Origin of the sequence: Cystobacter fuscus, from assembly GCF_044360685.1 — a bacterium.
In the GTDB taxonomy this organism is placed as follows: domain Bacteria; phylum Myxococcota; class Myxococcia; order Myxococcales; family Myxococcaceae; genus Cystobacter; species Cystobacter fuscus_C.
The window spans coordinates 6,415,391-6,437,961 of the sequence record NZ_CP043491.1 but is presented as its reverse complement, the minus strand read 5'-3'; the positions used below and the strand labels follow the sequence as shown (position 1 = coordinate 6,437,961).

The window sequence follows — 22,571 nt, the reverse complement described above, 5'->3', positions numbered from 1 at the left end:
CTGAGGCAGGCGCAGTCCCCGCGCTACTCCACGAGCAGCCGGGACTCCTCCAGATTCATGTCGGCGATCAAATCCACGCCATGGCGCGTGAATCGCCGCACCGCCGCCATCGCCCTCGGGCCGTAGCCGTGGTCCAGGCACCACTGCGCGTGCTCCACCTGCAGCGCCAGCTCGTAGGCACGGCCCAGCGTCAGCGCGAACCGCCGCGCTCCCGCCTCCACCCCCGCCGGATCCTTCATCGCCTCCATCACCCACGCCCGCGCCTTGTCGAGCGCCTCCTCCACCGCCACCACGCCCGGCCTCAGCCCCGCGTCCTTCGCCGTCGCCAGCCGCCGCCGCGCGTCCACGTCCAGCGCCTCCAGCGCGCCCCCCCGGGCCATCGCCCGCAGCGCGTCCAGCGAGAGCACGTTCGTCGTCCCCTCCCAGATGGACAACACCTGCGCGTCCGCCAGGAGCCGCGGCACGCCCGTGTCCTCCACGTACCCCGCGCCGCCAAACCCCTCCACCACCTCCGACGTCACGTGCACCGTCTGCCGCCCCAGCGTCAGCTTCGCCAGCGGCGTCACCAGCCGCTGCAGGAGCAGCTCCTCCTCCGTCGCCGTGCCCGCCTCCATCCTGCCCAGCAGCTCCGCCGCCCGGAACGCCAGCAGGAAGCCTCCGTGGAACTCCGCCTCCAGCCCCGCCAGCGTGTCCACGTGCAGCGGCTTCTGGGCCAGGGGCGCGCCGAACTGCACCCGCCGCTTCGCGTAGTCGCGCGCCAGCGCCAGCCCCCGCCGCATCATCCACGCGGACGCCACCGCGTTCCACGTGCGCGTCACGTTCAGCATCGACGCCATGTTGCGGATGCCGTCCGTCAGCCCCGCCACCGGCACCGCCCGCGCCCCGTCCAGCGTCAGCTCCGCCGTCGGCACCTTGCGCGTGCCCAGCTTGTCCTTCAGCCGGTTGATTTGAATCCCGTTCATCCGCCCATCCGCCCCCCGCGTCTCCACGTAGAAGAGCGCCAGCCCCTTGCCGCCCTCCCCATTGCCCTCGGGCCGCGCCAGCGTCAGCGCCATCTGCGCCGTCGTCGCCGAGGTGAACCACTTCGTCCCGTACAGCCTCCACCCCTCGGCGTCCCGCCGCGCCACCGTCTGCGTCAGCCCCACGTCCGAGCCGCCCGTGCGCTCCGTCATCCACTGGCCCGACGTCCAGAACGTCGCCGGATCCCTCGACGTCAGGCGGGGCAGGGCGCGCTCCACCAGCTCCTTGTTGCCCAGCGACACCAGCGTGCGCGCCGCCCCGTCCGTCATCGCCAGCGGGCACGAGTAGATGTCCAGCGACGGTTGGATGAGGTAGTTGAGCGCGAACTGGTGCACGCGCGAGCGATCCCCGCTCTTGCGCTCGTACGCCACCGCCACCAGCCCCCGCCTGGCCGTCAGCGCCTCGGCTTCCTTCCACAGAGGGGACACCTCGATGTGGTCCACCCGCTGGCCCCAGGCGTTCCACTGGGTCAGCTCGGGCTCGTTCAGCCGATCCCTCAGCTGGAATTCGTAGAAGTAGCCGCCCGACAGCTCACCCAGCTCGCGGAACTCGTCCTCGAGCGAGGCCTTCAGGTCCGGGGGCAGCACCCGCTCGAGGTAGCTGCGCAGCAGGATGTCCTCGTCATACTGATTGCCCAGGCGGGGCGGTTCCTGGAAGAAGCTCATACGTGACAACCTAGCACCGCCCGGTCCTGATAGAGTCGGTGTCTCAACCCGGAGCACGCATGGCCGAGCAGCGGAGGCCGGGGGCGAGTCCCCCCGGATTCGAGTCCCCCGACGACAGCGAGCGAGACACCAGCCGCACCCTCACTCCCCAGGAGATTCCCACGGCCGCGGCGGGCCCTCTCTCCTCGCCTCCCCGGACCCGGCCGACTCCTGGTCTCGGCGCGCCCCCGGGACCGCCACGGACTCCGCCCACCCTGACGGCGACCGAGCGCCGTCCCCCCGGTCCCAGTGCCTTCCTCGAGCGCCGGCCCTCCCCCCCGGCCGAGCCCCGCCGGAGCCTGACGGGGATGGAGACCGTGGTCGGCCGCGCCCCTCCACCGCCGCCCGCCTCGGAGGTCGCGGGCGGGCCGCCGGAGCGGCGCACGACGCCTGCCGCGCCGCGCCTGGACACGCCTCCTCCCTTCGCCGAGCCGCCGCGCCGCGCCACCCCGCCGGGCCCCGGCGCGGATCCGCCGTCGGTGGTGGTCGACTCGCGCCGTCCGGGTCCTCCGCCGCCGCCCTCGGAGCCGTCCTCCGGCGCCGTCGAGCGCCGCACGGGCCCCTCGAGCGGCAACCCCGCCGGGCCCGAGCGCCGCACCAGCACCGGTACGTCGCGCCGCGTCCTCCCCCCCGAGGCGGGAGAGCCGCCCGAGGGTGCTCGCTTCTGGCCCGCCCAGCCGCGCACGCTCGAGGAGTCCGGCCTCACCGCCAGCATGGTGGAGGAGCTCGTCCTCAAGGCCATCTTCTACGCGGGCGAGATGCGGGGCATGGACATCGCCAACCGCCTCAAGCTGCCCACCTCCGTGGTGGATGACGTGCTCGAGGGTCTGCGCCGCCAGAAGTACATCGACATCCGCGGCGGTGGCGGCTCGGGGCTCGGCAAGTCCACGATGATCTACCAGCTCACCACGTTCGCCACGGACGTGCTGCGGCAGATCCTCGATCGCAACCGCTACAACGGCCCCGCTCCCGTCACGCTCCAGGAGTGGATCAGCGCCGTGAAGAAGCAGACCATCCGCGGCAACCGCATTACCCGCCAGCGGATGGAGGACAAGTTCGGCGACCTCATCATCCGCGACTACATCTTCGACGGCATCGGCCCGGCGATGAACTCCGGACGCGCCATCTTCTTCTATGGGCCCCCGGGCAACGGCAAGACGGCCATCTGCCAGGGCATGGTCAACTGCTTCGACGGGGACATCTTCATCCCCCACGCCATCCTCATCGACGACTTCATCGTCCGCATCTACGACAACATCCTGCACAAGCCCGTGGAGGAGGAGGCCGGTGCCCAGCCCTACGACAGACGCTGGGTGCGCTGCCACCGGCCCCTCGTCGTCGTCGGCGGTGAGCTCACGCTGGAGATGCTCGATCTCGTGTACTCCCCCGAGGTCAAGTACTACGAGGCGCCCTTCCAGATGAAGGCCACCAACGGGATGCTCCTCGTCGACGACTTCGGCCGTCAGAAGGTGTCGCCCAAGGACTTGCTCAACCGGTGGATCGTCCCGCTGGAGAGCGACGTGGACATGCTCACGCTGCACACGGGCAAGAAGGTGCAGGTGCCCTTCGACGTGTTCTCCGCCTTCTCCACCAACCTGGATCCGAGCGAGCTCGTCGACGACGCCTTCCTGCGCCGCGTGCGCTACAAGCTCGAGGTGCAGCGGCCAGACGAGGATCTGTTCCATCAGATCTTCGAGGTGATGTGCCGCAAGCGGGGCGTGGACTACGACGCCGACGTCGTGCAGTACCTCATCGACACCCACTACACGCCCAACAGCCGCCCCTTCGCGGCGTGCCAGCCGCGCGACTTGTTGGATCAGATGATCGACATGGCGCACTACCACGGCGAGTCGCCCCGGCTCTCCGAGGAGCTGGTGGATGCCGCGGTGCGCAGCTACTTCGTGCGCTTCGACAAGGACGGCACCCCGGCATCCTGAGCGGGCCTCCGGAGCGCCTGGAGCCTCAGCGCTCCGGCTCCGGAGCGGGCCGGGCGAAGGGGCCCCAGGGGCTGGGCGCGAGCCACTCGCGCACCGTGTCCACGGGGACGTTGGACAGCACGTCCACGATGGACAGGCCCACCACGAAGCGCTCGCCGGAGCGGCCCTGGTCGTACGCGGGATAGCGGAACTTCTGCCACAGCAGGCGCACGTCGCGCTCCCGGAAGGGGCCCGGCCGCAGGTAGAGCGAGCCCACCGCCGAGTAGTACGTGTCCTGGCCGAGCTGGACGCAGTAGTCCGCCAGGCGCTCGGTCTTCTCCGGCAGCGAGCGCTCGAGGCTCGAGGCGAGCACCACGCGCGGCGCGAGCCCCAGGGGCTCGGCGAAGAGCGTCATGCTCGAGAGCAGCGTGCGCAGGAGCGAGCCGGGGCCGCGCTCACCGGCCGCCGCGGCATAGAAGCGCTCCAGCCGGGGCAGCACCTGGGAGCGGAAGTAGGGCCTGCGGCCGTAGAGCATCGTCAACGTGGCCAGGTGCTTGCGCGTCCAGGGTTGGCTCGTGTCCACCGCCAGCTCGCCAATGCGCGTGTCGCGGTGGGCGCCCTCGAGGGGAATCGTCAGCCACTGGTAGGCGGGCTCGGTGGGCGGGGGCAGGGGAGTGCCGGAGGGCAGGGCCACCCGCGCGCGGCGCTGCCAGCCCCGCCGCAGCCACTGCACGTTGTCCAGCACCACCAGCGTGTCCGCCCGCGCGAGCTGCTCGTGGAAGTCCAGCCACGGCAGGTAGTGGGGTTGCTCGGCGACGAGGACTCGGGACGGCGCGCTCACGGCCGCCACTGTACTCAGTTGTGCGCGGACACGGGCATGCGCAGGCGCGCCACCACGCCGGACAGGTCCGTGCGCCAGGGCCCGAAGCGCCGCCGCTCGTGCAGCTCCCCCACGCCATAGGCCAGCACCGGGCCGAGCTGCCGGGGCGCGGGTGACACGGGCGTGCGCACCAGCACCAGGTTGAGCCGCTCCTCCATGGCCGTCATCCCCAGCGTCAGGCCTCCTCCCGAGGCGAGCGCGCCTCCCAGGCGGCGCGTCCACACGTCCACGTAGCCCGCGAGCAGCAGCTCCCGGTAGGTGGGCGCGCCCACCAGCCCCAGGTTCGCCGGCGAGTTGAAGTCCCCCACCAGCACCACCGGCAGCGTCTCGCCCCGCAGCGAGCCGATCAGCTCCTCGGCCTGCGCGAGCTGCACGCGCAGGCCCTCCTCGCCCGGCGCGGGCTCCAGGTGCGTGCTGACGAAGCGGTAGTGCTGCCCCTCCACCTCGGCCGCCACCGACACCCACCCGCGCGTCAACTCCACCGGCTCCATGCGCGGCAGCTTCACCTCGCGGCGCGCCAGGTAGTTGCCCGTGCGCACCTGGCTCACCGTCACGTCCGAGCGCGCGAGGATGATGTCGAAGTCCGTCAGGCGCAGATCGTCGAAGGTCGGCTCCGGCCCCCGGCGCAGGGGCACCTCTACGTCCGTGTTGCGCACCCGGGCGACCTCCCGGTAGTGCAGGCCCCGTGCCTCCAGTTCGCCGAGCAGCAGGGGGAGCGGATCCAGGTAGGGCGTCCGCGCCGGCTCGCTGCCCCCGAAAAGCGCGTCCCCGGGGGATTGGATCCTCAGCTCGGTCACCTGCTGCAGGCCAATGAGGTGCGGCCGGGCGTATTGGACCTCATCCGCGAGCGTCCGGGCGCGCGAGGAGGCATCCGGTTGGCGGCCAAACAGCTCCGCCGCACGGGTGGGCACGTACGCCGCGTGAGGGGCTTGCAGGACCCGCTCCCCGCTCAGCTCCGTGCCGAGGCTGCGCGTCATGACCGTGAGGGCACCCGGGACGAAGAGGACGGCGGACGCGCTCTCCTCGCGCGGCTCCGCCGTCTGGGGCAGTGTCGACACCTGGAAGGCGCCGAACACCATCATCGAGATCCCCACCGCGAGGATGTACTTCATTCTGTCACCTTCCCCCGGACCCGCCCCCGTCCAGAGCATGCACCTGGCCCCCGCGGCACCAGCACTCGCCGCGTGGGTCGGCTTGAGATAGGCCGTCCGGTCCGGGTGCGCAGGCGGGCCGCGTCATTTTCCGCCGCCCCGCGTGCCCCAGTGCGTAGGAGGAGACGGCTCGATCGTCGGCCACAGAGCACTCGTGGGGGGGGGCGGCTGGCTGGCGATCATCTGGGATCGACCAACGTCCACTCCCCTCGGACTGGAGAACGGGGGTAGGCTTGCGTGAAAACAGGGGACTCCCCCCCGGAATCCGGCACGCCGGGGTGGACGGCAAGGGCCTTACTCCTTCAATCTTCCGCTCTCCCCGGATTCGCCTCCGCTTCCATGCGCTTTCTCCTTCTCAGCCGCGACGGTGACCATCCCATCGGGTCGGAACTCGCCCAGATGGGGCACGAGGTCGTGGTGGCCTCGGGTCCCGAGGTGACGGCCGCCACCATCTCCCTGGTGGACGTCCTGGTCGTCGGCGCCGAACAGGTTCGCGAGAAATCCGAGTGGTTCACCCGCCTGCGCGCGCAGATCCGCGCCGCCGAGGTGTCCATGATCGGCATGGCCGCGAGCCTCGCCGATGAGGAGTTGTCCCCGCTGATGGAAATCGGCGTGGACGACTACCTGGTGGCGCCCTTCCATCCGGCGGACATCCGCGCGCGCATCACCCTGTTCGAGCGCCGCTGCTACGCGTTCATGCGCCGGCAATCCCACGAGGAGTCGGCGCGCGGGGAGATCGAGCGGCTGGCGGCCATCATCCAGACCCAGAACGACATCGCGCTGGCGGGGTTGGATCTGGAGGTGGTGATGCGGCTCATCTCCGAGCGCGCGATGATCCTCTGCGGCGCGGGCGGCGCGGCGGTGGGCATCATCGAGGGCGACGAGATGTACTACCGCGTCTGCACGGGCTACTCGAAGCAGTTCGAGGGCGCGCGGCTGCCGGTGGGCAGCACCATGGCGGGCTCGAGCGTGCTGCGCGGGCAGGTGATGCGCACGGACGACGCCGAGCGCGACCCGCGGGCCAACTTCGACGTGGCGCGCCGGCTCAAGGTGCGCTCCATGCTCAACGTGCCGCTCAAGCGCGACAACCAGACGGTGGGCGTGCTGAGCATCGTGTCGCAGGTGCCCTATGCCTTCGTGGACTCGGACGAGCGCACGCTGGAGCTGATGGCGGGCCTGCTCGGCGCCGCCATGGGCAACGCCGCCGAGCACGCCGCGAAGCAGGCGCTGATGACGGAGGTGGCCTCCATCGTCACCGCGCTCCAGGAGAGCCAGCACCTCTTCGACTCCTTCCTCAACAACAACCCGGCGCTCGCGTACATGAAGGACGAGAGCGGCCGGCGCGTCTTCGTCAACGAGCCCTTCCGGCGCTTCTTCGCGCTGGCGCCCGGCACCGACGTGAGCACCATCCCCGACGAGCAGCTCATGCCGCCGGAGACGGTCACCCTGCTGAGCGAGCAGGACGATCAGGCGTTCAAGTCCGGTCAGCCCTCGGTCTCCGAGAGCATGATCCCCACGCCCGAGGGCGAGCCGCGGCAGTTCCTCACCTACCGCTTCATCGCCCGCGACAGCTCGGGCCGGCGCTTCCTCGGGGGCGTGTCCTTCGACATCACCGAGCGCAAGGCCGCGGAGGAGGCGCTGCGCCGCTCCGAGGAGAGCTTCCGCGCCCTCATCGAGGGCTCGCCCGAGGCCATCTTCGTGCACCGCGGCGGGCCGCTCTTGTACGTGAACCCGTCGGCGTGCTCGTTCCTGCGCCTCAAGGCCAGCGAGCTGGTGGGCCGCTCCCTGCTGGACTTCATCCACCCGGATGACCGCGCCGCCGCGGCCGGCACGCTGGATGGCATGCTGCCCGGCCGCACCTCGCTGCGCGTGCGCGAGGTGCGCTTCCTGCCTCCGGACGGTGGCGTACTCACCGCGGAGATCAGCAGCCTGCGGCTCGTCTTCGCCGGCCAGCCCGCGACGATCATCAGCGCGCGCGACCTCACCGAGCGCAGGCAGATCCAGGCGCGGCTCGTCGTGGCCGATCGGCTCGCGTCGGTGGGTACGCTCGCGGCGGGCGTGGCGCACGAAATCAACAACCCGCTCGCCTTCGTCATCTCCAACCTGTCCTTCCTCACCGAGGAGCTGCACGCCATCACCGAGCTGCTGCCCCCGGGCCGCCTGAGCGAGCTGGAGGAGGTGCTGGAGGAGACGAACGAGGGCGTCAACCGCGTGCGGCTCATCGTGCAGGACCTGAAGACGTTCTCGCGCGGAGACGAGGAGCTGCCCACGGCGGTGGACCTGCGGCGCGTCATCGACTCGGCGCTGGCGCTGGCGCGCGGCGAGCTGCGCCACCGCGCCACAGTGGTCAAGGAGATGTCCGACGTGCCGCTCGTGGAGGGCAGCGAGGCGCGCTTCGGTCAGGTGGTGCTCAACCTGCTCATCAACGCCGCGCATGCCATCAGCGCGGGCCAGCCGGACAAGAACGAGATCCGCGTCGTGCTGCGCGCGGAGAGCGACCACGCCATCCTCGAGGTGCGCGACACCGGGTGCGGCATGGCGCCCGAGGTGCTCAGCCGCATCTTCGATCCGTTCTTCACCACCAAGCCGGTGGGCGTGGGCACGGGCCTGGGGCTGTCCATCTGCCACGGCATCATCACCGGCTTTGGCGGGGAGATCACCGCGAGCAGCGAGGTGGGCAAGGGCAGCACCTTCCGTATCAGCCTGCCGGCCATCCGCAAGAGCAAGCTGAAGACGGCGCTGGGCGGGTAGGGCGCGGCGTCACACGTCGAGGCTGTCCCCGTCGAAGCCGCCCCCGTCGTCGAAGCCACTGTCGTCGAAGCCGCCCCCGTCCTCCTCCAGGCCCGAGGCCTCCGCCTGGGTGGCGTCGAAATCGCCCGGCTCGCTTCCGTCGAAGCCGTCGAAGCCACCGAGGAACTGGTGGGCGATCGCCGTGCCGATGAAGTTGCCGGCGATGCTCCCGAGCAGACTGCCGGCCAGCATGCTCCCGAAGCCGCCACCCCCGAAGGTGCGCTCCATGAAGCCCGGCTGGCGCAGCTCGGCGCGGGTCGCCATCCGCGCGAGTGCCCGGGGATCGGCGTCCTGGGAGGCCGGGCCCCGCTCCGACGGGGGCAGTTGCTCGCTCAGCTCGCGCAGGGCCCGGGTGCGCTGCTCGGGCGTGAGCTGCGCGAAGGCCTCGGCGTGCGCCTGCTCGATCGCCTCGGGAGGCGCCGTCCGGAGCAGGTAGCGATAGCGGGCCAGCGCCTGATCATCGGCGGAACCCGCGCTCGCCGCAGCCGGGCGGGCCGAAGGCACCGAAGGCGAGGAACCCCGTCCGAAGATGCGATCCATCAGTCCCATGGCAGCGCTCCTGTGTGGCGGTGACAGGCCAGGGTAGGGCTCCCTGCCGCGATGTGCCACACCGTGGCCGCTGGATGCCAGGACGCGGGGCAGGCGAGCCAGGGCCTCGTGCCACCCACCAGACAGGCGGGCGAAGCCGGGCGGCCTCGGAGTCACGCTCTTGCCGGGGGACGCTCCAGGCACACGGGCAGCATCAGGACGAAGCGGGCACCGCCCTCGGCGCGGTTTTCCGCGTGAAGGGTGCCGCCGCTGCGCGTGACGTACTCCCGGCACAGGGCGAGCCCCAACCCGGTGCCCTTCCCCGGCGGCTTGGTGGTGAAGAAGGGCTCGAAGAGCCGCGACAGCACCTCGGGAGGAAACCCCGGGCCATTGTCCTCCACCACCACCCGCACCCCACCGTCCACCCGCCGCGCCCCCACACCGATGTGGGCTGGACGCGAGGGCGTCACCAGCTCCACCGCGTCCGCGGCGTTGACCAGCAGGTTCAGGAGCACCTGCACCATGTGCCGATGCCCCAGTTGGACTGGCGGCAACCCCGGAGACACATCCACCGTCACCTCGGCCAGGTTGCGCAGGCGCACCGAGGCCAGCCGCCTCGCCTCGTTCAGCGCTTCTTCCGGCTTCCCCTCCTCCTGGCCGCCCTCGTCCCCGCGGGAGAAGCCGCGCAGATCCGTGACGATCTGCTCGATGCGCATCACTCCATGCCGGGTCTCGGCGAGCACGTCACACAGCTCCGCCCGGTCCAGCTCCGTGTCGAAGGCCCTCGCCTCGCGCTCCAGGTAGCTCAGGTTGGACTTCACGAAGGACAGGGGATTGTTCACCTCGTGTGCCACCCCGGCGGCCAGCTGCCCCACCAACACCAGCCGCTCCACCTCGGCGCGCTCGCGCTCGACACGCACCCGGCGGCGCTCGCTCTCCGCGAGCTGCTCCAGCGCGTGCACGCGCTCCTGCTGCGCCGCCTTCTGGGCGTCCCACATGCGCCGGTAGGTGCGCGAACCAAAGAGGGCCACCCCACCAATGATGGCGAGGGTGAGCAGCTGCGGCACCATCACCTCCACCGGCAGGTGGGCCATCCTGTCCAGGAACGCCACCGAGCCCAGCATGGCCGTGCCGCTCACCAGCGTGGGCCACCAGGCATCCGGGGTGTACATGGCGATGAGCAACGGTATGGTCGCGAGCGCCGGGAAGAAGGGACTGTTCAGCCCTCCGGTGAGGTGGATGAACCACGTGTTGGCGAGGATGCCGATGATCCCCGCGCACACACCCGAGACCTTCACCGGAATCCATCCGGCGCCCACCCCCGCGCCGAGCGCCACGAAGCCCACCGCCCAGGCGAGCAGCATTGGCACGAGCCGGACATAGGTGGCGAACACCGGCAGGTGGAGCAGCGCACCGCAAACCAACAACAGGGCCGCGCAGATGAAGTAGTTGTTCCTCTTCACCTGGAACAGGGCACGCTGCGCCGAACCGTCTGACTTCATTCAGCCCTGAAGTCTACCACTTTCCGGATCAGCGGAGGCGCGCCGCCAGGGCCTCGCGATCCTCCAGGAACCAGAGCTGCTGGCCGCGGTTCGCCTCGATGACGAAGCCGCGCAGGGCGTTGCTCTCCGCCACCCGGGCGGAGATGTCACCCAGGATGGCGAGCCGCAGGCGGTAGTTGACGAACTTCTGGACGAGCTCTCCGGCCACCCCCGAGGCCAGCTTGAAGAAGTCCTCGTCCAGGCGCCCGGCGGGGATGGCCACCAGGTCGGCCTGGTGCTCGGAGGCCAGGGCGATGAGCTCGAGGGCCTCCCGGAGCCGGGGGCCCTCGGCGGGCAGTTCGAGGACGCGGACTCCGTTGAGTTCGAAGGTATGAGCCGTCATGGGCGCTCTCCAGCGCGGAAGAGGGGGAAGAAGCTCCGGGGAGCCTTCTTCTTGCGCACGCAGTGGGTGGCCGCGTCCATATAGCAGGCGGAGAAGCCCCGGCGGCGTTGGCCCGTGCGGCTCGGCCCCGAGCGATGCCAGACATAATTGTGCAGCAACACCACTTCCCCGGCCTCCACCGGCAGGGCCACCCCGAGGCGCTCGGCGCTCCGGGCCGCCACCTGATCCGCGGGCACCACCCCTCCGAGCGGCGTGGCCAGGCCCCAGCGGTGGCTGCCGGGCACCACTTCCAGACAGCCGCCCTCCCGAGGTGCGTCATCCAGCGCCGTCCACACCTGGAGCTCGGGATCCTTGGTGAGGCCCCACAGCTTGCCCCCGTCCTGGTGCCAGGGCACCTCGCTGCCGCCGCGCTGGCCCTTGTGGAAGAGGATGGCCCGATAGAGCGAGATGTCTCCGGGCGGCAGCAGCGCGCGGGCGATGCGCTCGAAGAGGGGGTTGCGCATCCATGCGAGGAAGCGCTCGTCCTTCTCCAGCTTCTCCAACTTGCGGTAGTCCAGCGAGGGCCCCTGCCAGCCGAGCCCCAGCGGCGCGTCCTCGTAGCGCCCGGTGGGCGCGTCCATCTGCCAGAAGAAGCCCGGGTAGCTCACCCGGCCGAGCATCAAGTCATCCGCGCGCTCGCGCAGCAGCTCGAGCCCGTGCGCGTCGAGCACCCGGCCCAGCCGCGCGTAGCCGTGCTCGGCGTAGTGCGCCAGCACATCCGTGAGTTCGAAGGTCTTCGCGTCCACCGCCAGCATGTTCACCTCACGTAACTGGCGTCCGTGCCCTGCCACTCCCGGTAGAGCTCGTCCACGCGCAGGGCCAGGTCCGCGGGCAGGGGCCGGGCGCAGGCGTCCAACGCGGCGTCCAGGTGCTCCACCGTCCCCGGGCCCGCGAGCACCGAGTCCACCCCGGGCCGCCCCACGAGCCACCCATAGGCGAGCTCCACCAGCGACAGCCCCGCCTGCTCGGCCACGTCACGCAGGCGCCCGGCCATGTCCAGCAGCCGCGGGGACCAGTAGCGGCCCTGGTACAGGCGGTTGCCCTCGAAGCGCGAGCCCGCGGCGATGGTGTCGCCCGGTGCGTAGCGGCCAGAGAGCAGCCCGCCCGCCAGCGGATTGAAGACGGTGGTGTGGAGGGGATGGCGGCGCGTGAAGGGCAGGTACTCCACCTCCACCTGACGCACGAGCGGGTTGTAGAGCACCTGGGAGATGGCCGGGCGGGGCATGCCGCGCGCGGCGCACAGCCCGTTGAGCTCGAGGATCTGCCAGGCGGCGTGGTTGGACACGCCCCAGTGCCGCACCTTGCCCGCGGTGAGCAGGCCGTGCACGGCCTCGAGCGTCTCCTCCACCGGCGTGGCCGCGTCCGGCGCGTGCAGGTAGAGCACGTCCACGTACCCCGTGTGCAGCCGCCTCAGGCTCTCCTCCACCGAGCGCACCAGATGCGCTCCGCCCAGGCCCTCGGGTTTACCCCGGATGCGCGCCAGCCCCACCTTGGTGGCGATGCCCACCTGCTCGCGCCGGCCTCGCAGCGACGGGCCCAGCAGGCGCTCCGCCTCACCGTGGTTGTAGGAATTGGAGGTGTCGAAGAAGGGCACGCCGCGCTCCAGGGCGCGCTCCACGATGCGCCGGGCCTCGGGGGCGGGCGTGCGGCCTCCGAAGTTCATCGTTCCCACGGCGACGACGGCCGGAGGGGTGTCCGCGCCGGGGGGACGGGGTTCGAGCCAGCGCGCGAGGGGGGAGGGGGAGGTGACGGAAGTCATGAGGGGTGGCGCACGATAATGAACGAGGGGCCTTGCGGCGCCGGGAAAGCATCAGAATGGTGGGGAGCACATGCCCTACAGCTACCTCACCCGCTTCATCACCGCGCCCGATGGGACCCGTGTCGCCTATCACACGCACGCCGTCGCCCAGGGCGAGCCGGCTCCGGAGCTCCTGTCCCGCCCGGCCGTGCTGCTCACCAATGGCATCGGAACGACGGAGAACTTCTGGCGTCACCTCGTCATGGACCTGGAGCGCGATCACCGGGTGGTGCACTGGGACTACCGGGGCCATGGCAGGAGCGAGGTGCCCCCGGGTGAGGACTACTCGCTGCGTGCCCAGGTGGACGACCTGGAGCGCGTCACCGAACAGGTGATGGCCGAGGGCAATGGGCGCCCGCCCCACCACGTGGCCTTCTCCATGGGTGTCCGGGTGTTGTTGGAGTTGTACCGGCGCCGGCCGGAGCTGGTGGCCGCCGTCTCGCTCGTGGCGGGAAGCCCTTCCGTGCCGGACCCGCGTGAATGGGTGCTTCCCCTGCCGGGGGGACAGGCCACCCTGGCGCGGGCCTTCGCGGGGTTGACCCCCCTGGTGCCCCGGCTCGCCCCCGTCGTCCAGCCGCTGGTCGCCTCGCGCTGGGCCTATTCGTTCGCCCGGGTCACGGGACTTTTACGGGCGCGGGCGCCTCGCGAGGAGATCCAGGTGTTCCTCGAGGCCCTGCGCCTCATGGATCCGCGCACCTACTGGCTGACGATGCGCGGGCTGCTCGAGGGGCCGAACTCGTGGGACGTGCTGCACACGCTCCAGGTGCCCACGCAGCTCATCGCCGCCCGGAATGATCTGCTCGTGCCGCTGCGCGAGATGTCGCGCATGCGCGAGTGCCTGCCCGGCGCGGACTGGGTGCTGGTGGAGGACGCGGGCCACGCCGGGCTGTTGGAGGCGGGCGAGGAGATCGCCCGGAGCGTGCGGGCCTTCCGTCAGGCGCACGGCGTGGGGCCGGCCTTTCCGGGCAGGACGAGCGGGGCGCCGAGCGGGGCGTAGAGAGAGAGCCTTGCCGGGGCCGGGCCGCTTGGGCAAAGAAGCCGTACCGTGCGGATCGTTTCCTGGAACGTGAATGGCTTGAGGTCGGCCCACAAGAAGGGCTTCCTCGACTGGTTGGCCGCCGAGAAGGCCGACGTGGTGGGGGTGCAGGAGGTGCGCGCCCGGGAAGAGCAGCTTCCCGAGGAGGTGCGCCAGCCCGAGGGGTGGCGCATGGCGCACATCGTCTCGGCGAAGCGTCCTGGCTACAGCGGGGTGGGGTTGTTCTCGCGCAAGACGCCGGACGACGTGGTGTCCGTGCTGGGCGTGGAGGAGATGGACACGGAGGGCCGGCTGCAGGTGGCGCGCTTCGGCCGGCTCACCGTGGTCAACTGCTACTTCCCCAATGGCAACGGCAAGGAGCGCGACAACAGCCGCGTGCCCTTCAAGCTGGCCTTCTACCGCCGTCTCTTCGACTTCCTGGAGAAGGGCCTGCGCGACGGCGAGCGCATCGTGGTGGTGGGCGACTTCAACACGGCGCATCAAGAGATCGATCTGGCGCGGCCCAAGGACAACCGGGAGACGAGTGGCTTCCTCTTGGAGGAGCGCCAGGAGTTCTGCCGCTGGCTGCGCGCGGGGTGGGTGGACACCTTCCGCCACTTCGAGAAGGGCAGCGGCCACTACAGCTGGTGGAGCCAGCGCTTCGGGGTGCGCGAGCGCAACGTGGGCTGGCGCCTGGACTACGCGCTCGCCTCGCCCGGGGCCATGCCCTACGTCAAGCGCGCCGCCATCCACCCGCATGTGCTCGGCTCGGATCACTGTCCGGTGAGCGTGGATCTAGACCCCAAGGTCCGTCGCTGATAGGGCGGAGGTCACTCCCATGAACGCACTGCTCTCCATGTACGCGTGGTTGGAAACCGGCCTGGTGTCGTTGACGGGCTTCTGCATCCAGGCGCCCCTGGCGGTCATCACCTGGCCGTTCGACAAGCGCAAGGTGGTGACGGGGCGCGCCTTCCGGCTCATCGGCGTCACCGCCGCCCGGCTCAATCCCTTCTGGAAGTTCGGCATTCATGGCACCTACGTGCGCCCCGCGCCCCGCACCGTCGTGGTGAGCAACCACGAGTCCAACGCGGACCCCTTCATCATCTCCATGCTGCCCTGGGAGATGAAGTGGATGGCCAAGGCGTCGCTGCTGAAGATTCCCGTGGTGGGCTGGAGCATGTGGCTCGCGGGCGACATCCCCGTGCGCCGGGGCGAGAAGGACTCGGCCGTGCAGGCCATGGGCATCTGCAAGCGCTGGCTCGACAAGGGCATGCCGATCATGATCTTCCCCGAGGGCACGCGCTCGAAGACCGAGGAGCTGTTGCCCTTCAAGGATGGTGCCTTCCGGCTGGCCATCGAGACGGGCGCGGACGTGCTGCCCCTGGCGGTGAGCGGCACGCGCCGCGCGCTGCCCAAGCACTCCTGGCGCTTCGCCACCGCGCGCGCCCTGGTGACGGTGGGCACGCCCATCTCCACCAAGGGCATGACGCTCGCGGACCTGGAGCGGCTCAAGACGATGGCCCGGGAGCAGATCCTCCAGATGCGCGAGCAGTTGAAGCCGCTCACGAGCGCGAGTGACGCGCCCGCTGGCGAGCCCGCGCCGGCCGCCGAGTCCCGCTAACGCGGTGGGTAAGCTGTTTTCTGCACGCCGCGATGCGGCATCACCTAGAGTGCGCGTCCAACCGGCTCCCGTCCCTCGTGGACGATGAGCCCATCCACAAGAGGTTGCATGGACGCGCCCGTGTCGTTCCGACTGAAGCCGAAGGACCCATCCATCACCGCTCGTTACGCCGGGGGCAAGGTCCCCATGGCGACCCTCATCGAGGACTACATCAACCAGCGCCTCGACATCGAGGGGGACTTCCTCGCCTTCATCCGCGAGCGGCACAAGGTGGTCGACTACACGCCTGTCGCCGAGCACTTCAAGTTCCTCTTCACCCGCTTCCTGCCCGAGGTGCTCATCCACTCGCAGGAGCAGGACGTGCGCATCGCCCGCGAGCACTATGATCGCGGCAATGACTTCTTCGGCTGGTTCCTCGGCCCGCGGATGATCTACACGGCGGGCTTCTTCACCTCGCCCAACCAGAGCCTGGAAGAGGCGCAGGATCAGAAGATGCAGCTCGTGGCGGACAAGCTGCAACTGCGCAAGGGCGAGCGCTTCCTCGACATCGGCTGCGGCTGGGGAACGCTGGTGGCCACGGCGGCGAAGAACCAGGGCGTGGACGCGACGGGCGTCACCATCGCCAAGCAGGGCGCCGCGTACGCCACCGAGCAGATCTCCCGCATGGGCGTGAGCGAGCGCGCCCGCATCCTCACGCTGGACTACCGCGACATTCCCGCGGGGCCCTACGACAAGATCTCCTGCCTGGAGATGGCCGAGCACGTGGGCGTGAAGAACTTCCAGGCCTTCATGCGGCAGATCCACGGGATGCTCACCGACGACGGGCTGTTCTACCTGCAGATCGCCGGACTGCGCGCGAAGAAGGGCGCGCTGGGCTTCCACTTCGAGGATCTCGTGTGGGGCCTGTTCATGAACAAGTACATCTTCCCCGGCGCGGATGCGTCCATGCCGCTGTCCTTCGTGGTGAGCAACCTGGAGAGCGCGGGCTTCGAGATCCACAGCGTGGAGAACGTGGGCATCCACTACTCGCTCACCATCTCGCGCTGGTACGACAACTGGATGGCCAACCGCGCCGAGGTCGTGAAGACCTACGGCGAGTGGTGGTTCCGCACCTGGCAGATGTTCCTGGGCTGGTCCGTGCAGATCGCCGCCCAGGGCTCGTCCACGTGCTTCCAGATCGTCGCCAACAAGAACCTGGATGGCTTCAACCGCATGCGCTGGGTGGGCGCCACCAACCTCGGCGAGCGCGACCTCAAGAAGTCCTGACGGACGCGCGGCGCGTGCCTACTTCGTCGTGGGCACGTGCAGCGTGAGGACGGGGCAGGGGGCCCGGGAGACGACCCGCTGCGCCACGCTGCCCAGCAGCAGGCGCGGCAGTCCCCGGCGCCCATGGGTGCCCATGACGATGAGGTTGAAGCCGCCCGACTCGGCCACCTGGATCACCGCCGCGGACGGCTCGCCCATCACCAGCTTCTGGGTGAGGGTGCCCGCGCCCTGGAGCGTGCCGACGAAGTTCTCCAGCGACTGCCGGGCCGCCGCGAGCGCCTCCTTCTCCAATGGCTGGGGCGTCCAACCCGGTGCGGCCACGAGCAGATCCGGCGCCACGTACTGGGGTGGCTCCCACACGTGCAGCACTTCGATGGCCGCGTTGAATGGCCGGCCCAGGTCGATCGCGTAATTGACGATGGCCTGGGAGCCCTCCATCAAATCCACCGGCACGAGGATGCGAGTAGGCGTGCTCATGGACGTCCCTCCGGGTGTGCCTGTCCTCCACCAAGGAGGGGGCTCTTCTCAATCTACTCCTCGGTACGACTCGGAGTGAACGCAATGTCGCCGCCTCGACTGGCAGGGAGGGCCTCCAGGCAAGCCGGGCGTCTGCACCCGGGAGGCGAGCGCACTAGCTTTGCCATCTGCCCGAGCCAGAGAGGAGCCCATGCGTCCACCTATCGATTCCGGCACCGTGCTCATCACCGGTGTCTCGTCGGGAATTGGCCGCGAACTCGCCCGCCAGCTCGCCAGGAGGGCGAGGACGCTCGTGCTCGTCGCCCGCAGCGGCGAGCGGTTGGAAGCCTTGCGAGAGGAGTTGCTCGCGCTCAACCCCACACTCGGGGTGTGGGTGGAGCAGTGCGATCTCTCCCAGCCTGAGCACGTGGACGCGTTGTTGGACTCGCTGCGCCGCAACCTCATCCGGGTGGACGTGCTGGTGAACAACGCGGGCATGGGGGACTACGGCCTCTACGAGCAGGAGAGCTGGCCGCGCATCCACCAGATGGTGCAGGCGAACATGACGGCGCCCCTGCTGCTGACGCACCGGTTGGTGCGGCGCATGGTGGAGCGCAAGCGGGGAGGCATCCTCAACATCGGCTCGGGTGGGGGGAGCGCGTTCGTGCCGGGGCTGGCCGTCTACGCCGCCACCCAGCGCTTCCTGGATGGTTTCACCGAGGCGCTGCGGCTGGAGCTGCTGGGGACGGGCGTGGTGGTGACGCAGGTGGCTCCCGGGCCCGTGGACACCGGCGGCGACGAGGCGGCGCAGGCACCGGACTGCGCGTTGGCGTCGTGGCTGCGCATCCCGGCGGCCCGGTGTGCGAGCGAGGCGCTCGCCGGCTTCGAGCGCGCCGAGCCCCTGGTGTACCCCGGCTGGGCGCACCGGTGGATGATGCGGCTGGCGGTGCTGCTGCCCCGGAGGATGAAGCGGGCCGTGTGGTTGCCCGCCGCGAGACGGCTGCGCTACGGCACCGCGCAGTTGGGGCCCGCGCATCCGGACTCCGCTCTGGGGCTGCTGCTGGCCGGTGGGCCCGGCAACGTGCGGGACGAAGCCTAGCTTGGGGATGTAGACAGACGAAAACGCCACCTGCGACGAGCTGCCGCGGGTGGCGTTCTCAAGCCTTACGGGTGCGGCACCACCACGGAAGTCTTCACGCCGTTGATGTCTCCCTTGACGTTGCCCGACCAGTCCGCGTAGGTGACGCCGCAGCTCGTGCTACACGTCGTGGTCTCTCCCCAGTGGTTCGGACCGAACACGTTGTTGCGAAAGACGAGCCCTTCACCGTTCTCGACCCCCACGTCGAATGCCCCGAGAGAGAGGAAGTTGCCCTCGGCGACGTAGTTGCGCAACACCGTGTCACCGGATCCCTGCGTGAACAGCACCGCGGTGATCGCCTGCCAGTAGTTGTTCACGGGTTGCCCGGTCCCGGCATTGAAGCCCGGCTCGAGACGGTTGTTCCGAATAGTGACCGGACCGCTGCCTCCGTACGGGAACACACCACCCGTGTGCGCCTCCGATGGATCGGCCAGGTGAGCGATGTAGTTGTCGTGCAGCCAGCTGTTCTCGATGAGGGTGTTCTCCCCGCAGAGACACATGCCACCACTGTTCGCCACGTCCACACGGTTCATGTTGACGTAGCAGTTCGGAGCGCATCCGTTCGTGGCGTGATCCGTGAGGGCGGCGTTGATTCCGCCCAACGGCACGGGTTCCGGACGAATGGTGGTGTCGATGATGTTGAGCGTGAGTCCACCGTTCGAGTTGTTGAGGATGCTCCGTTGGTTGGTACCCGCGGGAGGCGCGATGATCGAGTTCTTGATCGTCACCGTGCCCGAGCAGTTCGTTCCAAGGTAGATGAATCCGTGGATGTAGACGTGGTCGAGTACAACGGATCCGCAGTCATAGAGGTCGTATTCGCCGTTGGGTGGTGAGATCTCCGTGTAGCCGGCCGGCACCGGAAGATGGGCGTCGGTTTGGCTGTACGTTCCGACACCCGGCGCACCGACACTCCAACGATCAGGAAACGTGTTCCCGGAACTGGATGCTGTGGTCGTCGTCGTCGTTGGAGTCGTTGCCGAGGCATCCCCCATGGTCGCCCCGCCGACAACCAGGAGCGCCCCCAAGGCGAGGATTCCCATGGTCCTTCGTTTCCGCCTTCCATGCATCCATGCACACTGGAACATTCTCGAGCCCCTCTCTTGCTTTCAGGCTTTCTCAAGGTAATGAGGATTATGAGGTTTGTCACGTAACGGTTCGATGGCCCCAGACGTGCTTTCGTGCGGAGCGCGCAGCCCTGGCAGCCCCCTGCGCGGCCTTCCTCGTCCCCTCCGCTCCATCCCCATTTTCACCCTGCAAGAACCTGATGCACTTCGCTCTCGTTTTCCAAGGTAATATCGTTAATCATGTTTTAATTGACATGATTGAAAGCGTCTGGTTCTTTGTCTGATCACGCAAAGGAGCCGAAAATGGTGAACAGGGATGATCTCGAGCGCAACAACGCGGCGCGGTTGGAGGTGGGACGTCGAGCGTTTCTCAAGGGCTCACTGGCGACGTCGGGAGGGCTCATCCTCGGAGGGGGCTCGGGGCTCGTGTCAGGCATTGCCCATGCTGCGCCCGCCGGCTTCCCGACCTACACCTATATCGGTACGGCGTTCAACAAGAACAACCTCAGATACAACCCGACCGGCGAGCTCATCTTCCCCTGCATCCGCGGCACGGCCGGCCGGATCGCGAACCCGTTGGCGCGCTACTACCTCTATTACGCGCCCCACGATGCGCCCGGAGGTATCTGCCTGGCCTACGGCGACCATCTCTCTGGTCAGTTCACCGAGTACCCCTACAACCCGATCTTCTCGCGAAAGTGGCCGGGAGGCCCTGACGGCATCAGCCACATCTCGTCACCGCACGTGCTCTGGAACTCGCGGGTGAAGCAGTTCTACCTGTACTTCCATGGCGAGAACACGGTCACCCGCGTGGCGACATCCACCGACGGTATCAACTTCACCTACCAGGGAGGGTGCATCTCGACGAGATTCTTCACGGATGGCTCCGTCACCGAGACGTCCTACGCACGGGTGTTCGAGCACGACATCCCGTCCAAGGGCAGCCACTTCGTCATGGTATTCATGGGAATGCAGAACGGGCGCCGCAAGATCTTCTGGGGCTGGTCCGCGTCCGGTGACGCGCAGACCTGGACGATCCAGCAAAAGCCCCTCATCTCGCCGGCCGCTGACGGTGTCACGGACATCTCCGGGCCACACGTGGTGTTCCGCAACGGGACGGCCTACGTCATCTACCACGGGAACAGTGGCAAGATGTACATCACCGAGGTCGGGCTGAACTTCGACAGGGAGATTCACCTCGGGGTTTTCCACAATCCGTTGATCGGCTGGCCCGACAAGGGCCGGTCGGCGGCGCCGTCGTTTGGCACCGAGAACGGCGAGGAGTACATGTTCTACGAAGCCGGTGGCCGCCTCGATGGGTCGATCGCCGTCGCCAAGGTGCTGTGAGGACCTTCCCGCCAACCATGTGGCGCCAAGGTGCGAGCCCGCGCCTCCTGCTGGAGGGCGGAGAAATGTCGAGCCACGCGTCTGGCTGCTCGTGTCCGGCCGGATCATGTGATTTCCGAGACATTGATTGCATGTATTGACTCGTACCACAGGTGTGGGTGGTGGGATGCGGCCTGGGTGCTCATACTCGCCGAATCCCCGGTGGGCGATCAACGCACAGCCTTCACCCATCCCGTGTGAACGCTACCACTGGCCAGGAAGGAACATCCTCATGTCCTCACTTCCCGTTTCACTCGGGCGTCTGGTGATCCCGGGGCTCCTCCTGCTCGGAGCTTGCGTCAACCGTCCCACCAAGCAGGAACAACCGGCGGGCACCGTGTCCCAGAAGGATCCTCCGTTGGTCAAGGCTCCTTCGACTGCTATCAGCGCTCCGTGGTTCTCATGCGGCGGCACCCAGAACATCCATTTCGACCCCAGCATCCCGCCGGACATGAGCAATGTCACCAGCCAGTTCGACGCGAACTGCTTCGCCTGGGCGGAGTTCATCGCCCTGAACTGGCCGGCCGCCGCCATGGGTGGAACGGCAGACGCTTTCGGCTCACCCGGCGATCTCGGAACGGTCCAATGGCAGACGTTCATGAGCAAGCAGCAGCTCTTCCCTCCGGAGGGAGGGACTCCCCCTCCATGGGGCACACCGCCAAGCATCTCGGAGGACTGTCTGGCCGAGGCGAACGTCAGCTCCCAGCAGGCCAAATCCATGCTGGCGCTGAACGTGGTCTCGAAGTTCGAGACCCAGTTCACCTCGGGGAGCGGCAACCAGGCGTTCCCGCTCGAGCTCCCCTCATGGCTGGGGGCCGCCAATGGCACCAACGTCTGGTACGACGTCCGGGTCAGCCAGCCTGAATACGAGTACATCGTCGAGAAGAAGCTCTACAACGCGGCCAACCAACAGGCCCTGGTGGACGGGGGCACGGGTAGCCCCGTGGTGAACCCAATGGGCTCCTGGCAGTCGAATTCCATCGGTGCTATCGAGCTGAAGGCGGCCTGGATGGAGGTGCCCAATCCCCAGGACAGCCGGTGGAATGCGTACAAGCTTTCCCCAGCGGTGGTGGTGGAGCCGACGACCCAGAAGTGTCGGGCCACCACGGTGGCACTGGTTGGCTTTCATGTCATCCACAAGACGGTCTCCCAGCCCACCTGGATATGGGCGACCTTCGAGCATGTGAACAACGCGCCCGACCACGGCGCGGATCCCGGGACGACGAGCTGGAACTTCTACGATCCCCAATGCGTGCCGCGGACGATCGAACTGGACGCATCCTGCTCGGTGGATGGTCGCACCTCGGTCACGGTGGACTGCACGCCGAACGTGTCCCCTCCCTACTGGCTCGGCGAGGGTTGCCCCGCTCCCGTCCCCATCCAGGTGACCCGGCTGACACCCATCGATCCGGTCGCGCAGGCCACCAACCAGATCGTCCAGGCCGCCATCGCCCGGAACTACCCGGACTCCGTCTGGAAGAACTACGTGCTGGTGAACACGCTCTGGTCCAGGACGCCAGGTTCAAATCCCACGACGCCCGTCAAGACCCCGCTGCCCTTCACCGGTGCGACTCCGCCCCTCAACGTCCCCATCGCCAACACGACAATGGAGACGTACATCCAGACGGGCACGCCGGACGAAGCGAGCAACTGCATCAATTGTCACAAGAACGCGGGTATCGCCGGGGGCTCGGGGTGGGCTTCCGACTTCAGTTTCCTCTTCGGACTGGCGAGCGAGCCGCCGCCACCCGGCCAGCCGCTGAAGCTCAGGAGCCTCGTACCAGGTAGACCGCCGAAGGTGGTGTACCCACCGACGATGCGGCGGATTCTCCGCTGAGTGCCAGAAGGAGGCTGGGAGCCAGGGGCTCTCAGCCTCTCTTGAGTGTCTCAGGGTCCTGCTCGCCGATGATCTCGA

Annotated in this window: 19 protein-coding genes; 9 read left to right on the top strand and 10 right to left on the bottom strand. The window is 68.7% G+C overall.

Annotated elements, in window-relative coordinates:
• Window positions 1-23: 23 nt before the first annotated feature.
• Complete coding sequence (locus F0U63_RS26380) at window positions 24-1,685, bottom strand: acyl-CoA dehydrogenase family protein (protein WP_395833630.1); 1,662 nt, start codon at window positions 1,683-1,685, stop codon at window positions 24-26.
• Window positions 1,686-1,744: 59 nt separating this feature from the next.
• On the opposite strand from F0U63_RS26380, the gene F0U63_RS26375 reads away from it, so the two are divergent.
• Entirely contained in the window at window positions 1,745-3,661 is a 1,917-nt protein-coding gene (locus F0U63_RS26375; RefSeq protein WP_395833628.1) for an ATPase, read from the top strand.
• Window positions 3,662-3,686: 25 nt separating this feature from the next.
• Here F0U63_RS26375 and F0U63_RS26370 read toward each other — a convergent pair whose 3' ends face one another.
• Window positions 3,687-4,490: a WbqC family protein gene (locus tag F0U63_RS26370; RefSeq protein ID WP_395833626.1), complete on the bottom strand. Its 804-nt coding sequence runs from the start codon at window positions 4,488-4,490 to the stop codon at window positions 3,687-3,689.
• A 5-nt stretch (window positions 4,491-4,495) separates the two neighbouring features.
• On the bottom strand, window positions 4,496-5,632 hold the full coding sequence (locus F0U63_RS26365; protein WP_395833624.1) for an endonuclease/exonuclease/phosphatase family protein: 1,137 nt from the start codon (window positions 5,630-5,632) through the stop codon (window positions 4,496-4,498).
• Between the two features lie 378 nt (window positions 5,633-6,010).
• On the opposite strand from F0U63_RS26365, the gene F0U63_RS26360 reads away from it, so the two are divergent.
• On the top strand, window positions 6,011-8,422 hold the full coding sequence (locus F0U63_RS26360; protein WP_395833622.1) for an ATP-binding protein: 2,412 nt from the start codon (window positions 6,011-6,013) through the stop codon (window positions 8,420-8,422).
• Between the two features lie 9 nt (window positions 8,423-8,431).
• Here the strand turns inward: F0U63_RS26360 and F0U63_RS26355 are convergent, their stop codons facing one another.
• The 5 genes from F0U63_RS26355 to F0U63_RS26335 form a co-directional block, all read right to left on the bottom strand.
• Complete coding sequence (locus F0U63_RS26355) at window positions 8,432-9,010, bottom strand: hypothetical protein (protein ID WP_395833620.1); 579 nt, start codon at window positions 9,008-9,010, stop codon at window positions 8,432-8,434.
• A 152-nt stretch (window positions 9,011-9,162) separates the two neighbouring features.
• Window positions 9,163-10,491: a sensor histidine kinase gene (locus tag F0U63_RS26350; RefSeq protein ID WP_395833618.1), complete on the bottom strand. Its 1,329-nt coding sequence runs from the start codon at window positions 10,489-10,491 to the stop codon at window positions 9,163-9,165.
• A 28-nt stretch (window positions 10,492-10,519) separates the two neighbouring features.
• Window positions 10,520-10,873 (bottom strand): DUF4180 domain-containing protein, encoded by a 354-nt coding sequence (locus F0U63_RS26345; RefSeq protein ID WP_395833616.1) that lies wholly within the window; start codon window positions 10,871-10,873, stop codon window positions 10,520-10,522.
• On the bottom strand, window positions 10,870-11,667 hold the full coding sequence (locus tag F0U63_RS26340) for a phytanoyl-CoA dioxygenase family protein (protein ID WP_395833614.1): 798 nt from the start codon (window positions 11,665-11,667) through the stop codon (window positions 10,870-10,872). Before F0U63_RS26340 ends, F0U63_RS26345 begins: the two co-directional genes overlap by 4 nt.
• A gap of 2 nt (window positions 11,668-11,669) precedes the next feature.
• Entirely contained in the window at window positions 11,670-12,671 is a 1,002-nt protein-coding gene (locus F0U63_RS26335; RefSeq protein ID WP_395833612.1) for an aldo/keto reductase, read from the bottom strand.
• 70 nt (window positions 12,672-12,741) lie between these two features.
• Between F0U63_RS26335 and F0U63_RS26330 the strand changes: the two genes are divergently transcribed.
• The 4 genes from F0U63_RS26330 (at window position 12,742) to F0U63_RS26315 (ending at window position 16,612) form a co-directional block, all read left to right on the top strand.
• Window positions 12,742-13,707 carry an alpha/beta fold hydrolase gene (locus F0U63_RS26330; RefSeq protein ID WP_395833610.1) on the top strand — a complete coding sequence of 322 codons (966 nt, stop codon included), beginning with the start codon at window positions 12,742-12,744 and terminating at the stop codon, window positions 13,705-13,707.
• A 48-nt stretch (window positions 13,708-13,755) separates the two neighbouring features.
• Window positions 13,756-14,544, top strand: a complete 789-nt coding sequence (locus F0U63_RS26325; protein ID WP_395833608.1) for an exodeoxyribonuclease III — start codon at window positions 13,756-13,758, stop codon at window positions 14,542-14,544.
• A gap of 19 nt (window positions 14,545-14,563) precedes the next feature.
• Entirely contained in the window at window positions 14,564-15,346 is a 783-nt protein-coding gene (locus tag F0U63_RS26320; RefSeq protein WP_395833606.1) for a lysophospholipid acyltransferase family protein, read from the top strand.
• A 120-nt stretch (window positions 15,347-15,466) separates the two neighbouring features.
• Window positions 15,467-16,612, top strand: coding sequence for a class I SAM-dependent methyltransferase (locus F0U63_RS26315; protein WP_395833604.1), 1,146 nt, complete (start codon window positions 15,467-15,469; stop codon window positions 16,610-16,612).
• Window positions 16,613-16,630: 18 nt separating this feature from the next.
• Here F0U63_RS26315 and F0U63_RS26310 read toward each other — a convergent pair whose 3' ends face one another.
• Window positions 16,631-17,089, bottom strand: a complete 459-nt coding sequence (locus F0U63_RS26310) for a universal stress protein (RefSeq protein ID WP_395833602.1) — start codon at window positions 17,087-17,089, stop codon at window positions 16,631-16,633.
• 190 nt (window positions 17,090-17,279) lie between these two features.
• Here F0U63_RS26310 and F0U63_RS26305 point away from each other — a divergent pair, with 190 nt between their 5' ends.
• On the top strand, window positions 17,280-18,167 hold the full coding sequence (locus F0U63_RS26305) for an SDR family NAD(P)-dependent oxidoreductase (protein ID WP_395833600.1): 888 nt from the start codon (window positions 17,280-17,282) through the stop codon (window positions 18,165-18,167).
• Window positions 18,168-18,232: 65 nt separating this feature from the next.
• Here the strand turns inward: F0U63_RS26305 and F0U63_RS26300 are convergent, their stop codons facing one another.
• Complete coding sequence (locus tag F0U63_RS26300) at window positions 18,233-19,246, bottom strand: hypothetical protein (RefSeq protein ID WP_395833598.1); 1,014 nt, start codon at window positions 19,244-19,246, stop codon at window positions 18,233-18,235.
• 327 nt (window positions 19,247-19,573) lie between these two features.
• On the opposite strand from F0U63_RS26300, the gene F0U63_RS26295 reads away from it, so the two are divergent.
• Together F0U63_RS26295 and F0U63_RS26290 are read left to right on the top strand one after the other, a co-directional pair.
• Window positions 19,574-20,617 carry a hypothetical protein gene (locus F0U63_RS26295; protein ID WP_395833596.1) on the top strand — a complete coding sequence of 348 codons (1,044 nt, stop codon included), beginning with the start codon at window positions 19,574-19,576 and terminating at the stop codon, window positions 20,615-20,617.
• Between the two features lie 271 nt (window positions 20,618-20,888).
• Window positions 20,889-22,493: a cytochrome c family protein gene (locus F0U63_RS26290; RefSeq protein WP_395833595.1), complete on the top strand. Its 1,605-nt coding sequence runs from the start codon at window positions 20,889-20,891 to the stop codon at window positions 22,491-22,493.
• The last annotated feature ends 78 nt before the right edge of the window (window positions 22,494-22,571 follow it).

What these genes read in the sequence shown, in the direction of transcription:
- F0U63_RS26335 (WP_395833612.1), bottom strand. Translation starts at nt 12,671, where the DNA reads ATGACTTCCGTCACCTCCCCCTCCCCCCTCGCGCGCTGGCTCGAACCC.
- F0U63_RS26350 (WP_395833618.1), bottom strand. Translation starts at nt 10,491, where the DNA reads ATGAAGTCAGACGGTTCGGCGCAGCGTGCCCTGTTCCAGGTGAAGAGG.
- F0U63_RS26360 (WP_395833622.1), top strand. Translation starts at nt 6,011, where the DNA reads ATGCGCTTTCTCCTTCTCAGCCGCGACGGTGACCATCCCATCGGGTCG.
- F0U63_RS26310 (WP_395833602.1), bottom strand. Translation starts at nt 17,089, where the DNA reads ATGAGCACGCCTACTCGCATCCTCGTGCCGGTGGATTTGATGGAGGGC.
- F0U63_RS26355 (WP_395833620.1), bottom strand. Translation starts at nt 9,010, where the DNA reads ATGGGACTGATGGATCGCATCTTCGGACGGGGTTCCTCGCCTTCGGTG.
- F0U63_RS26345 (WP_395833616.1), bottom strand. Translation starts at nt 10,873, where the DNA reads ATGACGGCTCATACCTTCGAACTCAACGGAGTCCGCGTCCTCGAACTG.
- F0U63_RS26340 (WP_395833614.1), bottom strand. Translation starts at nt 11,667, where the DNA reads ATGCTGGCGGTGGACGCGAAGACCTTCGAACTCACGGATGTGCTGGCG.
- F0U63_RS26365 (WP_395833624.1), bottom strand. Translation starts at nt 5,632, where the DNA reads ATGAAGTACATCCTCGCGGTGGGGATCTCGATGATGGTGTTCGGCGCC.
- F0U63_RS26375 (WP_395833628.1), top strand. Translation starts at nt 1,745, where the DNA reads ATGGCCGAGCAGCGGAGGCCGGGGGCGAGTCCCCCCGGATTCGAGTCC.
- F0U63_RS26330 (WP_395833610.1), top strand. Translation starts at nt 12,742, where the DNA reads ATGCCCTACAGCTACCTCACCCGCTTCATCACCGCGCCCGATGGGACC.
- F0U63_RS26290 (WP_395833595.1), top strand. Translation starts at nt 20,889, where the DNA reads ATGTCCTCACTTCCCGTTTCACTCGGGCGTCTGGTGATCCCGGGGCTC.
- F0U63_RS26295 (WP_395833596.1), top strand. Translation starts at nt 19,574, where the DNA reads ATGGTGAACAGGGATGATCTCGAGCGCAACAACGCGGCGCGGTTGGAG.
- F0U63_RS26320 (WP_395833606.1), top strand. Translation starts at nt 14,564, where the DNA reads ATGAACGCACTGCTCTCCATGTACGCGTGGTTGGAAACCGGCCTGGTG.
- F0U63_RS26305 (WP_395833600.1), top strand. Translation starts at nt 17,280, where the DNA reads ATGCGTCCACCTATCGATTCCGGCACCGTGCTCATCACCGGTGTCTCG.
- F0U63_RS26300 (WP_395833598.1), bottom strand. Translation starts at nt 19,246, where the DNA reads ATGGGAATCCTCGCCTTGGGGGCGCTCCTGGTTGTCGGCGGGGCGACC.
- F0U63_RS26380 (WP_395833630.1), bottom strand. Translation starts at nt 1,685, where the DNA reads ATGAGCTTCTTCCAGGAACCGCCCCGCCTGGGCAATCAGTATGACGAG.